Here is a 14,364-nt window from a genome sequence, read left to right on the forward strand (position 1 = left end):
ATTACAATTTCGACCGGTACCTGCTGCGCGTGAACAACGACCTGCAGATCACGTCGAAGTTATCCGCCACGCTGGACCTTTATTATAAAAGGACACAGGAAAACGCGCCAAACGCCAATCCGATCTACGAAGGGCGAATTATGCCCGGCATCTACGACGATTACTATAACGACGGCCGTTTTGCCATTTCCAAAGACGGCCGGAACCCTATTGCACAATTGCACGCCGGGGGCAATAAACGCGACCTTTATAACCAGATCGGCGGCCGGCTGATGTTCAATTTCAAACCAGTGAAGGGACTGACGCTCTCCGCACAGGTAGCGCCCACCTTCGACATGGATAAATTCAAAACCTTTTCCACCCAGATCAAATTCACGAACCCCAATGGAAGCCTCAGCACGGTCGTGAACCAGCCGCGGTCTACCCTCGACGAAACGCGCAACGAGAACATCGCGATCAACGGCCAGTTGCTCGCCAATTATGCACTCAGCCTGCGCGGTGGTCATGAGATCGACATATTGGGCGGTTACGAGGAAAACTATAACCGTTACGAAACATTAAGCGCCGGCAGAAGCGGCTTCCCGCTGACAACACTGCCATACCTGAACGCAGGCTCGCTCGAGTTGCGGACCAATGGCGGCTCCGCCAACGAATCCGCCCTTCGCTCGTTCTTCGGCCGGGCGAAATATTCCTACCTGGGGAAATACCTGTTGCAGGGGAACCTCCGGTACGATAAGTCCTCCCGCTTCGGCAAAGCCTACCGCGGCGCGGTATTCCCCTCCGTTTCGGCAGGGTGGACCGTTTCCGAAGAATCTTTCCTGAAAAGCGTGAACTGGCTGTCGTTCCTGAAAGTACGCGGCAGCTGGGGCGAAGCCGGTAACGAAAGGATCGGCAACTATCCCTACCAGGCCATCCTCGACTTCACCACGGCGCTCTTCTACCAGGCCGGCGGCGTGGTGCCGCAGATCGGCGCGGGCCAGCAGACCTATGCCGTGGAGAACATTTCCTGGGAAACCACCCGCACCACCGACTTCGGCATCGATGCGGCGTTTTTCGACAGCCGCCTGAACATTTCGGCCGGGTATTACAAGAAAACCACATTCAACATCCTCCTGCCCCTCGATATTCCGCTGTACATCGGCTACGACAAGCCTAACCAGAACGCAGGTACGCTGCATGTGAAAGGCTGGGAGCTGGAAATGAACTGGCGCGACCGGATCGGCCAGGTCAACTATTCCATCGGCGCCAACCTGTCCGACGCCCGCTCGCGCATCGGCGACCTGAAAGGCACCGAGTTCCGTGGCGACCAGATCATCCGCAACGGCAGCGAATACAATGAATGGTTCGGGTATGTATCCAACGGCCTGTTCCAGACGGCGGAAGAAGTAACCGCAGGCCCCGTGATGGGCGCCAACACCAAACCGGGAGACGTGCGGTATGTGGACATGAACAAAGACGGTGTGATCACGCCCGACGATAAAGTACTGCTGGGCGGCGCGCTGCCGCGGTACTTCTACGGCGGCAACCTGCGCGCGGATTACAAAGGGATCGACTTCGGCCTCACATTCCAGGGCGTAGGCAAAAAACTGAGCCGGTTGAATTCCGATGTGGTGCAGCCTTTCGCGGAAGCGTTCGGGAATGTGCCGGTGGAAATAGCCGGGAAATTCTGGAGCAGGAACAATTCGGAAGAACAAAACCGCGCCGCCACTTACCCGCGCCTGTCCCGGACTTCCAACGCCAATAACTACGCGCTGTCCGACTACTGGCTGATGAGCGGGGCGTATTTCCGGCTGAAGAATCTCACGCTGGGATATACGCTGCGGGAGCAGCTGATGAAATCCGTGGGTCTGCAGTCGCTGCGGATCTATGTGGCCGCCAACGATGTGTTGACGTTCAGCAAGCTGCCGAAGTACCTGGACCCCGAGGTGGGCAGTTACAGCTATCCGATTGCGGCAACATTCATGGCCGGTGCCGTGGTTAAATTCTAATACACCGTTTAAAACGATTTCACGTGAAAAAGACAATTTCCATCATATGCCTGGCCGCGGGGCTTGCTTCCTGCGCCAAACTGGACCTAACACCGCCTTCGGAACCTTCGACCGGGGGCTTCTACGCCAACCAGACCGAGCTGGAAATGGCCGTCAATGATTTGTACAGGCTGCCGTTCTGGTCGGTCGACAACGAATTGCATACCGATAACGACTGGCACCGCGCGCAGTTGACCAATGCGGTGATCGGCGGCACGATGAATGCCGACGACGGCAATGTGCAAACGTATTGGCTGAATTGCTACAAAGCCATTGCCCGCGCCAATTCGTACCTGGCCAATATGCACCGCGCCTCCGCCACCACATCCGCCGCGGTAATGACGCGCCTGGAAGCGGAGATGCGCCTCATCCGTGCTTTCCAATACTCCCGGCTCATTGCCCGCTTCGGGGATGTTCCGTTTATCACGGAGCCCCTGGCGCTGGAAGCCGCGGGGAATATCACCCGCACCCCCCAAAACACCGTACTCGAATTCATTTTCAGCGAGCTGGACTGGGCCGCGGAAAACTTACCGCCTTCTTATGGAGCGGGAGAAGTGAAGCGCCTGACCAAAGGTGCGGCGCTGGCGATCAAGGCGCGTACAGCCTTGTATGCCGGCAAATGGGCGGAAGCGAAAGATGCCGCGGAGAAAGTGATGCAGATGGCCAACACCGGCGTCTACACGCTGGAGAGCAATTACGCGCAGCTCTTCCTGAAAGCCGGCGAAACCAGCAAAGAGATCATCATCAGCATCCCCCGCGACGAAAAGCAACAGGTTTTCAATGGCGCCGGCTTTGTGCAGGATTACATCGCCCGTAACGCAGGCGGCTTCGGCGCCTGGCTCCCCACCCGCGATATCGTTGACGCTTACGAGTGTACAGATGGTTTGCCTATCGACGAATCCAGCCGTTACAACCCGCTGCGGCCTTTCGAAAACCGTGATCCCAGGCTCACGATGTCCATTGTGGAATTCGGCACCAACTGGCTCGGGTTTTCGTATCAGCCCCACCCGGATTCGCTCACAGTGCGCAACTATAAAACCGGCGGGATGGTTCAGAACTTCGATAACCGCGCGGTGCGGCCCTTCGCCAGCTACACGGGATTCCTGTGGAAAAAAGGCATCGATCAAACCTGGGCCGACCGGCTCGTGGAAGATAACGACGCCATAATTATCCGTTTTGCGGAAGTGTTATTAACTTATGCAGAAGCCAAAATCGAACTGAACGAGGGCGACGCCTCCGTACGCGACGCGATCAACCGCATCAGGGCCCGCGCTTATGGCGTTGACCCTTCCGCCACCGCTTCCTACCCGGCCATTACCACTACCGATCCCGCGGAGCTGAAGCGGATCGTGCGGCGCGAAAGAAGGGTGGAACTGGTGAAGGAAGGCCTCCGGTACATGGATCTCATCCGCTGGAAGCTCGCCGAAAAAGTGCTCACCCGTCCCGTTATCGGCCTGCCCGACCCCGCCAACCAGGACCGCGCCAAATGGCCCTTCCCCGGCGTTACTCCGCTCGATGAAGACGGCATTGCCGACTACACCGTGTTTGGCAACGATGTGAAAATCCTGGTGGAAAGGAAATTCGACAAATCGAAACAATACCTCTGGCCGGTGCCTGCCGTGGAAAGACGCGTGAACCCGAAAATCACCCAGAACGACAATTATTGATACAAAAATCGAATACATGAAGATATCAGCAGTTTGTATGATGACAGTCCTTGCCGCGGGGCTCAGTGTAACAGCGGCGGCCCAGTCGGATAACGGGCCGGGGAAGCACCTGCGCATCAGCGGGGTGTACCCTCACCTCACCGTCTTCAACGAAGGCGGCGGTTATCCCTGCGGGGGCGACGGCGGCGAAGGCGGGATCGGCGCCATCACGCCCTGGGCGGGCAAATTATGGATGGTGACCTATTCCCCGCATTGCCCGCTGGGCAGCTCCGACAAGCTGTACAGCATCGACGGCAGCCTGCGGCTCACCATCCACCCCGAAAGCGTAGGCGGCACGCCCGCCAACAGGCTCATCCACCGCGAATCGAACCAACTGATCACGGGCTCGTACTTTATCGACGACAAGGGGAAGGTCCGGGTACTGCCGCTTTCCACCATGCCCGGCCGCATGACCGCCACCGCGCGCCACCTCACCGATCCCGCCAACATGGTGTATTTCTACGACATGGAAGGGATGGTATATGAAACCAACGTACACACCCTGGCCGCGAAGAAGCTCTTCCACAAACCCGTTCCCGGATGGCACGGCAAAGGCGCCTACACCGCGCAGGGCCGCTTCATCATCGCCAACAACGGCGAGCATAAAGTGTTCGACATCAAACAAAGCGACCTCCACGCCGGCGGCGCTCCCAAAAACAGTGAAGAAATGGGCGTGCTGGCGGAATGGGATGGCAATAAATGGGACATCATCGAAAGGAAACAATTCACCGACGTAACCGGCCCCGGCGGCATCTACGGCGCGCCCGACGATAAAGCGCCGGCCTGGAGCATCGGGTGGGACAAGCGTTCCGTTATCCTCAAACTCCTCGACAACGGGAAATGGTTCACCTACCGCATGCCCAAAGCCACCCGCACCTACGACCACTGGGGAGGCTGGTATACGGAATGGCCGCGCATCCGCGAGATCGGCAACGGTAAAATGCTCATGGATATGCACGGCATGTTCTACGACTTTCCGAAAACCTTTTCCCGCGCCAACAGCGGCGGCGTAACGCCCATCGGCAGCCACCTGCGATACATCCCCGATTTCTGCGAATGGAACGGGCAGCTGGTATTGGCCACCGACGAAACCACCATCATGCAAAACCCTTATGCCGGCCGCTCGCAATCCAACCTCTGGTTCGGCACGCCGGAAGACCTGCAGACCTGGGGCCCCGCCTCCGGCTGGGGCGGGCCATGGATGGGAGATACCGTTAAAGCCGGCGTTCCTTCCGACCCTTATCTCGCATCAGGTAGCGGTAAGAAGGTCCTGCATCTCAGCCACCACAACGGCAAACCCGTTACGTTCACCATTGAAACGGATGTAAACGGCAACAACCAATGGACGGTGTATAAAAAAGTAACGGCGGGTAAAAACGGGTATGCGTTCTTCATCTTCCCCGATAATTTCCGCGCCAGCTGGCTCCGCATCAAATCCGATCAAAACTGCGTGGCTTCCGCCTTCCTGCATTACGGCGGCCAGCTCCACCAGCAACCCGATGCCATGTTCGCCTCCCTGGCGGGCATCGACGAAGACGGCGGTTTTGATGCGCAACTGATCAGGCCCGGCGCAGGCAATAAAAACCTGCAGGTGCTCCGCATCGCGGGCGGCGAAAAGCGATACGCGGAAATTGACGAAAAACTGCAAAACGTTGCAGGCGTGGGCGACAGCACCGCGCGGATGGAAAAGATACTTGCGCTGAAACAGGATTTCAAGACAGATGATGCATCCGTTATCGTAACAGATGCCACCGGCACGTTCCGCCTGCCTAAAACTTCGGCGCGGTACGACGAGCCCATGGCCTTCGGCTGGCCCCGCGGCGCACGGGAGGTGGAGTCGGAAAGATACATGCTCAACGCACATGGCACTTTTTATGAAATCGGCCGCGAGTCGGGTTTTGCATCCATCCGGCCGGTTACCACGCACAAGCGTAAGATCGCGGATTACTGCACCTGGCGCGGGTTGCTGGTGATCAGCGGCACCAAAACCAATGCCACGGCCGACGGGCACTATTTCAACACGAACGGTCCTGCCGGCGGTTTATGGTTCGGCGCTATCGACGACCTGTGGAAGCTCGGCAAACCAGTCGGCGAAGGTGGGTTGTGGAAGAATACGACGGTTAAGGCGGGCGAGCATTCGCTGCCTTTCCTGATGACCGGGTACGACCGCAAATCCGTGTCGCTTACGGCGGATAAAACCGTCAACATCACGCTTCAGGTCAACACCGAGCTGGATGGCTGGCACGATTACAAAACCATCCGCGTACCGGCGGGCCAAACCGTTCGCCATACTTTCCCTGAAGGTTATAACGCACATTGGATCAGGGCGGTATCGGACAAAGACTGCAACGCCACGGTGTGGATGAAATACGAATAAACCGGCAAAGCCATGCAAACAGAAAAATCGACGCTCCAATATCTTTTTTCCGCCCCGGTGATCGTGGCGGCCCTCGGGTACTTCGTGGACATTTACGACCTGCTGCTGTTCGGCATCGTGCGCATTCCCAGTCTCCGCGATCTCGGTTTGAGCGAAGCCGGCATTTCGCTGGAAGGCGCGTCCATCCTCAACTGGCAAATGACCGGGCTCCTGCTTGGCGGCATTTTATGGGGTGTGCTGGGCGACAGGAAAGGCCGGCTGTCGGTGCTTTTTGGTTCCATCATCACCTATTCCCTCGCGAATTTCGCCTGCGGCTTTGTGCAGGACGTAGGCCAGTATAAGATCCTGCGGTTTATTGCAGGTGTTGGGCTGGCGGGTGAGCTGGGCGCCGGGATCACGCTGGTATCCGAAAGCCTGCCGAAACAATTGCGCGCGCTAGGCGCTTCGCTGGTGGCGGGTGTAGGGCTTTTAGGCGCTGTGGCGGCTTATTTCACGGTGGAACTGTTCAGCTGGCGGAACGCTTACTTTGCCGGTGGCGCGCTCGGTGCGCTGTTGCTGCTGCTGCGGATCGGGGTGTTCGAATCCGGGCTGTATGTAAACATGAAAGATATGGCGAACGTGCGCAAAGGAAGTTTTATCCAATTTTTCACAAAGAAAGACAGGCTGATCCGCTATCTCAAATGCATCGGGATCGGTTTACCTACCTGGTATGTGATCGGTATACTTTCCACATTCAGCAACGAGTTTGGGAAAGCGCTGGGGATCGTGGAGGAAGTGAAACCCGGCCTCGCCGTGATGTGGTGCTACGTGGGCCTCGCGGGTGGAGACCTGCTCAGCGGTTACATCAGCTACCGGATGCAATCGCGCCGCAAAGCCGTGATGCTGCTGATGGGATTCACGTTCCTGGGGAGCCTCATCTTCCTGTATGCCGGCATTCAAACCGCCGCCATGCTCTATTTCGCGACGCTGTGGCTGGGCTTCGGCATCGGCTACTGGGCCATGTTCGTTACCATCGGGGCCGAGCAGTTCGGGACCAACATCCGCGCCACCGCCGCTACCACCATTCCCAACATGGTGCGCGGCACGGTTGTAGCGATGACGATCTCCTACGGGTTCCTGAAGCCCCTGGTGAACACCGTGAACGCCGCCGCCATCGTGGGCCTGGTTTGCTTCGCCATCGGGTTCTACTCCATTTTCACCATCGACGAAACCCACCACCGGGATTTGGATTTCGTGGAAGAATACTAACACCACCACTCCCGAAATTACTTTCCAGACAGGGGCTGCCTTCCACAAGGCGGCCCCTGTTTGCTTTGCCGCACAGCTGCCGGCCCAACAATGTAAAAGTAGGCATGAAAACAACGCGGCGGCAAATAATGGGGTGAAACGTATGACGTGTTGGGGCCACGGCCGGAGAAACCTGGGGTAACCGGACAATTCTCCGCCAATCCTCCGTCCATCCTCCGCTCAAACACCCTCAAACCCGCACCACCAGCGAACACCGACGGAGGATCGACGGAGGATGTCAGCAGGATGTCAGTAGCATGGGCAGCGGCAAATTTCAGTGATCCTTCAATGATCCTTCAGTCATCCTTCAGGTAAACCCCTTCAAACCTAAGCCAGCATTGGAGCCACTTGGAGAATCATTGAAGGATGTCAGCAGGATGTCAGTAGGTTTGACGGAAAACAGCCATAAAAAATGCCCGGACGGATCGCGAAATCCATCCGGGCATGTGTATGTCTTGCTTACTTCGAAACCGTAAACACGTAATTCCCCGAACCAGTGGCAAACACGGCATAGCCATTTTCGGTCCGTTGCGGTTGCAGCGGCTTACCGCTTTCCTTCACCACCGTGCCCAGCTTCAGCGGGATCATCACCTCCGCCGTCGTATTGGCGGGGATACTGGTTTTCAGGGTAAAAACGCCGTTGCTGATGCGCCAGTCGCTGCCGATAGTGCCGTACATGCTCTGGATGTGCCCTTTCGCGAAAGTAAGATCCCCGGCAGGTTGCGGCCTGATGATGATCTTGCGGTAACCCGGCTCGCCGGCATTGATGCCCAGCAGCGAACGGTAAAACCACTCGCCGATAGATCCGAACATCGGATGGTTCTGCGAAAACGTATTGTCCGAATACGCCCAGGTTTCCCACAGCGTGGTCGCGCCATTGCCGATCATATGCCCCCATCCCGGGTAGCTGCGCTGATCCGCCACCCGGTACGCCACTTCATTCAGGTTATGTTCGCGCAACACATCGAACATCATCTTGGTGCCGAATATACCCGTGGCGATATGCCCGTTCTTCTTGTCGATAGCCGCTTGCAACGCCTGCAGCGCTTTTTCTTCTTCGCCTTTTTCAAGAATATCCATCCACAGCCCCATCGCCTGCGCGGTTTGCGTGCCTTTGCGGAACTGTCCGTTCGCGGGTTGATAGAATTTGTTTTTGACGGCCTGGCGGATATCGTCGTGGATGGCGGCGTACTTCGCGGCATCTGCCGGTTTATCCGTGATGACGGCGAATTCCGCCATGGTACGCACGGTCAGGTAGTAAAACAGGGACGCCGACAACGGGATTTCCCGGTCGTCGAGCGCTTCGTGGTCGCCGAGGTCTTCCGTTTCGAAGAGATTATTTTTTGCCTTTGCATGCAGGAAATCCGTCAGCTTTTGCATAGAAGCATAGCTTTCCTCCACGATCCGTTTATCGCCGTAAAACTCATACATCCTTTTGATCAGGAACGGGTAACCGGCCTGCCACCCCATCGGCCCGGAGCCATCGCCCGGACCGCTATCCGCAATCCCTACGAAGGGCGCGGTTTCCGTGATGCCGCCCTGGGGGCGCTGCGCGTCTTCGTGGTCGCGGAGGGTTTTGGTATAGAAGTTCGGCATCTGGAAGCGGTGCATGAACGCTCCGGCGCTGCAGAGGATATCGCCCGCGTAAGCCAGCTTCTCGCGCGCGGGGCAGTCGGATTGCACGCTGAATACGTTGCTGAGGAAGGTCCATCGGATGACCTCATCGAGGCGGTTGAGCATGGTATTGGAACTGGTGAAGCTGCCGGCGGATGGCAGATCCGCGCTCAGGCGGAGACCGTCTATATCCGCAATGCCCGGTTTACCGGGCCAGCCGGTGATTTCCACGTACCGGAATCCATGGAACGTAAAACGCGGGCTCCAGGATTCGCGGCCGTTACCTTTCAGCGTGTAGCGGTCTTCCTGCCAGGCGATGCGCGGCGCACCGGGGCCGCCGTTCCCGCCTTTGATCTGGCCCGCCACAGCCGTCATCACGTTGATCTGCCCGTCTTTCAGTGTATCTTCCCCATACCGCAACACCACCTGGCTGCCTGCCTTCCCCTGTACGCGGATGCGCACGGTGCCGGCGAAGTTCTGGCCCATATCCACCAGGTAAGTGCCCGGTTTTACTTCCTTCACGCTCCGCGGGCGGAGGGTATGCGTAACGCGGATGGGCGGTTGCTGTTGCGTTTCCATCTTTCCTTCCGGCCCTTTTACTACCACTGCAGCCTGCCAGTTCCCTGCCGGCTGACTTGCCGACCAGTTCCTGATTTCGCGGCGGGCATCGTAATGCTCGCCGAGATAAACACTGTTGCGGATCACCGGGCCCGGCGCCGCCTGCCAGCTGTTATCGGTGGCGATGACTTCCGTTTTGCCATTGGTGTAAGTGATGCGGATCATGGCATTTGCACAGGGGCGCCCCGTAACCAGGAAGTCGCGCCAGTTGCGGGATCCCCACATCCGCAGCGGCAGCGGGTTATACCATCCGTTGCCCAGCATGATGCCGGCGGCATTATTGCCGGGCTTTAACAGCGATGTAATATCGTGCACGGCGTAGAGCACGCGTTTGCCGTAGCTCGTCCACCCGGGATCGAGCACCTGGTCGCCCACTTTTTTCCCGTTGATATAGGCTTCATAATACCCGGCGCCGGTGATGTACAACCTGGCAGCGGCAATGGTCCCGTTCGTGCTGAACGGCTTGCGCAGCAGGGGCATGGGATCGTCTGCGTAATGGTCTTCCTCCTTTGTAACGGGTACGCTGCCATCGTTGATCCACTGGCCCGTCCAGTCGCCGGGCGCCAGGGCGCCGGTTTCGAACCAGGCGGGTTCGCTCCATGCGGAGGCTTTTCCGTCTTTCCCGTAGACCCTTACCCGCCACCAGTACCGCGTGAACGATTGCAGCGGGGCGCCGGCGTAGGCGATGTGGATATTTTCTCCGGAAACGACCTTCCCTGACTTCCAGGCGTCGCCGTTTCCGTTGCGGGTGGTGCTCACGTTGACTTCATAGGCCGTTTGCAGGAGATCGCGGCCGGCGCCGCCGAGCGTCCAGCTCAGCCGGGGCGCGGGGGCATCGATGCCGAGGGGATTTTGCCTGTATTCACAGCTCAGCCTTACAGGCGAAAGGGCGGGCGTTTGCGCGGACAAAGCGTTGCAGCAAAGCACCAGCGCCAGTAACATCCATTTTGGTTGCATGTTGTATCAGTTTTCCATTTCCGCCATAGCCGGCGGAGGGTTTGGGGGAAATTATAAAAAACGGGACAATAACCCATCCTGCCGTGCGGGCAGGACAGTTGGGCCGCCGCCACCACATCTCCCGAAACTTGTTTAATTTTGATGCGATTCAACATTACCGGCAAATACCATGGGTTACAAGAGCTTGCACGACTGCATCACCGATCTGGAAAAGAACGGGCATTTGATACGTATCAAACAGGAAGTAGATCCCTGGCTGGAAATAGCCGCCATTCACCTGCGGGTGTATGAGCACCAGGGGCCGGCGCTGCTGTTCGAGAACATCAAGGGCAGCAAGTTCCCGGCGGTGTCCAACCTGTTCGGAACGCTCGGCCGGTCGAAGTTCATGTTCCGCGACACGCTGGAGAAGATCAAAACCCTCGTCGACATCAAGGGCGATCCCGTCAAAGCCGTCAAACATCCTTTCAAATACCTGAACGTGGCCGCCACGGCATTGTCGGCCCTGCCGATGAAAACCGGCAAAGGCGCGCCCATCAACTTCGGCCGCACCACAATCGCGGAGTTGCCGCAGATCGTGAACTGGCCCATGGATGGCGGGCCCTTCGTGACGATGCCGCAAGTATACACCGAAGACCCGGACAAACCGGGCATCATGAACGCCAACCTGGGCATGTACCGCATCCAGCTGGGCGGTAATGATTATATACAGAATGAAGAGATCGGGCTGCATTACCAGTTGCACCGCGGCATCGGGATTCACCAAACGAAGGCCAATGCGAAAGGGCAGCCGTTGAAGGTGAGCATTTTCGTGGGCGGGCCTCCCTCCCATCCGCTGTCGGCCGTGATGCCGTTGCCGGAAGGGTTGTCGGAAATGACGTTCGCCGGCGCACTGGGGAACCGCCGTTTCCGGTATTTCTATGACGATGAAGGGTATTGCATTTCCGCCGATGCCGATTTCGTGATCACCGGCACGGTGATGCCCCACGAAAACAAGCCCGAAGGGCCTTTCGGCGACCACCTGGGATATTACAGCCTCACGCATCCTTTCCCGCTCATGAAAGTGAGCCGGGGGTATCATAAACAAAACCCCGTATGGTCGTTTACGGTAGTGGGCAGGCCGCCGCAGGAAGACACGAGCTTCGGCGCGCTGATCCACGAGATCACGGGGAATGCCATTCCGAAAGAGATTCCCGGGGTGCGGGAGATCCATGCCGTAGACGCCGCCGGTGTACATCCCCTGCTGTTCGCCATTGGCAGCGAGCGGTACACGCCGTACCTGAAAGAGCGCAAGCCCCAGGAAATCCTCACCATCGCCAACCACATCCTGGGCAGCAACCAGCTGAGCCTGGCCAAATACCTGTTCATCTGCGCGCAGGAAGACGATCCCTCGCTGCACACGCACGACATCGCGAAGTTCCTCATGCATATGCTGGAGCGCATCGATCCCGCGCGAGATTTCCATTTTCATACCAACACTACCATCGATACCCTCGATTACACCGGCAGCGATCTCAACGCAGGCAGCAAAGTGGCCATCGTCGCGGCAGGCGACAAGCGCCGCGAACTATGGAAAGAACTGCCCGCTGGCTTCAGCCTTCCCCGCCCCTTCACGCAGTATAAAATGGCATTACCCGGTGTACTGGCCGTGGAAGCGCCTGCATACGCCAACGAATCCGGCACCACGGAACAAATCGCCATCCTCGACGAATATCTCAAAAACGCGGACCTCAGCGGCCTGCCGATGATCGTGTTGTGCGACGATGCGGGCTTCACGGCGGAGAACATCAACAACTTCGTTTGGGTGACGTTTACGCGGAGCAATCCTTCCCACGATATCCACGGGATCGGGAGTTTCATTCAACACAAACACTGGGGCTGCACCGGGCCATTTATCATCGACGCGCGCATCAAACCGCATCACGCCCCGCCGCTCATTAAAGACGCCGCCGTAGAAGCGAAGGTGGATGAGATGGGAAAGAAAGGCGGCGTGCTGCACGGGGTCATTTAATTTTACCACACATAAAAAAAGGCTGATGCAAAATGTATGCACCAGCCTTTTCTGTTATACCCGGAAGGAGATTAATCCTTCAGGTTGAGATATTTCTGTACGGATTTGTAGTTGTTCCAATCCACATCGGCACCGGCTGCCTTGCGCGCTGCGGTCCCTCCGGGGATAAGGATATACCGGTACTGCCAAACCTTCTGGTTTTGGGCGTTCAACCCGGTTCCCGCGTCGATATTGGAATTGAACTCGATCACTTCGGCATAGAAGTGATAATTGATGTTGATGAACACCCCGAAGAGCACGAGATTCGCTACCGGCAAAGGCGTAATGTAGGGTTCTGCCGCCGTTCCCATATTAACGTACACCTTCACTTCACCCTGGCTGGCGATTTCGGCCGTCAGTTTCGGAACATCGATACCGCTGTAATATCTGAACAATGTATCGCCAACTGCAATCACCGTCGTATCCTCTTCGTATCCTACATCCAGCCAATCGGAATAGATCACGTTGGCCGTTCCTGGCTCACCCTGGGGACCGCCGGGGCCGGCAGCACCTCCGGGACCTTGCGGGCCTGCGGGACCAGCGGGGCCTGCGGGACCGGTATCACCGTCCTTTCCGCAAGCGGCAACCAATAAGGCGAAAGCCATCAGGAAATATAAAAACCGGGGCATGTTCGTTTTCATAAAACTCGGATTTAGGTTATAAAATAGTTGAGTGATTGCAAGTTGATGACATCAATACCACACCATATACGAGGTGGCATCCGTTGCGTCCACCATGTCGTACTGGTTAGGCCCGGTTTGTATAAACCAGAAACCATCGGGATTGATGAGTTTGGCCTTCGTTTGCTGGTAGGCGCTTTGCGCTTCCGGTGGCGGTACGCCCAGATCTCCCAGCGATTCAAAAATCGTTCTGCCGTTGATAAATGTCGGTGTATCGGCGGCAACGCCGTAATGCAGTTCCAGGCCATTGGGGCCCAGGAATACAAACCCGAACAGGTCGTATTGTGCACCGAACTGGAAGATGAGGAAATAAAAATCCTTCAGCTTCGTGATGCCGAACGGATCCCAGACACCATTGATATTGAAGGGCGTTCCGCTCCAATAGGATTGCTGGGAAGCCTGGTACCAGCGCTGGCCGGCGGTGGCATCTATCACGAGCGGCGCAATGGCCCCGGCGATGCTGCCCGCCGTGTTGCCGTTGACGCTGAGGGAAAGCGTGGCGCCATTCCAGGTCATGCCCGACAATGAGGTGATGGTGCTGGCGCCGTTCACCAGCGGTTCATCCAGCACGAGGCCGTTTGCCGAATAATTATAACCGGTAGTATGGGTGCGCGCCGTTCCGCCCGCGTCGCGGTAGAGGAAGGTGATCGTATGAAAACTGGGATCCACCCGCACTTCATATTGCCGCCCGCCTACCGTGAGGCGTTTGAAATAATTCCGGATCCTGTTCTTGACATCTGCGATCCGCGTGCCGCCGGCCCATTTGCCGGTTTGCCAGGCGTCTACGTCCTGGGTGCTGGCTCTGCGGAGTATCATCACGGAACCCTGCTGGCGGCCGGTGAGCTTGATCCGGTCGGCCGACATAGAATCCAGCGAGAATTCGAAATCCGCATTCAGCCCCACGCCCACGGGCCCTCCGGAAATGGAGTCTGCCGGGTCGGACAGGATGTGGATGTAGGAATAAGTATCGAACAACAGCGCTGGCTGTTGCAGTGCTTTCAGGCGGTAGCTGCTTTCCTTGCGCACGGCTGCTGTGGTGCCGTCGAAATCC

The 14,364-nt window shown here is 57.5% G+C and carries 8 protein-coding genes; 5 read left to right on the forward strand and 3 right to left on the reverse strand.

Going from position 1 to position 14,364, the window contains the following annotated elements; genetic code table 11:
- From Q0510_RS08850 to Q0510_RS08865, 4 genes are all read left to right on the forward strand, one after another.
- Nucleotides 1-1,988: SusC/RagA family TonB-linked outer membrane protein (locus tag Q0510_RS08850; protein WP_298710151.1), on the forward strand; the 1,988-nt coding region annotated here is incomplete at its 5' end.
- Between the two features lie 23 nt (nt 1,989-2,011).
- On the forward strand, nt 2,012-3,694 hold the full coding sequence (locus Q0510_RS08855; protein ID WP_298710152.1) for a RagB/SusD family nutrient uptake outer membrane protein: 1,683 nt from the start codon (nt 2,012-2,014) through the stop codon (nt 3,692-3,694).
- A gap of 37 nt (nt 3,695-3,731) precedes the next feature.
- Entirely contained in the window at nt 3,732-6,110 is a 2,379-nt protein-coding gene (locus Q0510_RS08860; protein ID WP_298710154.1) for a hypothetical protein, read from the forward strand.
- Between the two features lie 12 nt (nt 6,111-6,122).
- Nucleotides 6,123-7,358: an MFS transporter gene (locus Q0510_RS08865; RefSeq protein WP_298710156.1), complete on the forward strand. Its 1,236-nt coding sequence runs from the start codon at nt 6,123-6,125 to the stop codon at nt 7,356-7,358.
- A gap of 498 nt (nt 7,359-7,856) precedes the next feature.
- On the opposite strand, the gene Q0510_RS08870 is transcribed toward Q0510_RS08865, so the two are convergent.
- Nucleotides 7,857-10,586, reverse strand: a complete 2,730-nt coding sequence (locus Q0510_RS08870) for a family 78 glycoside hydrolase catalytic domain (RefSeq protein WP_298710158.1) — start codon at nt 10,584-10,586, stop codon at nt 7,857-7,859.
- 169 nt (nt 10,587-10,755) lie between these two features.
- Here Q0510_RS08870 and Q0510_RS08875 point away from each other — a divergent pair, with 169 nt between their 5' ends.
- On the forward strand, nt 10,756-12,594 hold the full coding sequence (locus Q0510_RS08875; RefSeq protein ID WP_298710160.1) for a UbiD family decarboxylase: 1,839 nt from the start codon (nt 10,756-10,758) through the stop codon (nt 12,592-12,594).
- A 71-nt stretch (nt 12,595-12,665) separates the two neighbouring features.
- On the opposite strand, the gene Q0510_RS08880 is transcribed toward Q0510_RS08875, so the two are convergent.
- Nucleotides 12,666-13,274, reverse strand: a complete 609-nt coding sequence (locus tag Q0510_RS08880; RefSeq protein ID WP_298710162.1) for a hypothetical protein — start codon at nt 13,272-13,274, stop codon at nt 12,666-12,668.
- 51 nt (nt 13,275-13,325) lie between these two features.
- The coding region (locus tag Q0510_RS08885; RefSeq protein WP_298710163.1) for a DUF4302 domain-containing protein at nt 13,326-14,364 on the reverse strand (1,039 nt) is incomplete at its 5' end.

Source organism: uncultured Chitinophaga sp. (assembly GCF_937874145.1).
Classification (GTDB): domain Bacteria; phylum Bacteroidota; class Bacteroidia; order Chitinophagales; family Chitinophagaceae; genus Chitinophaga.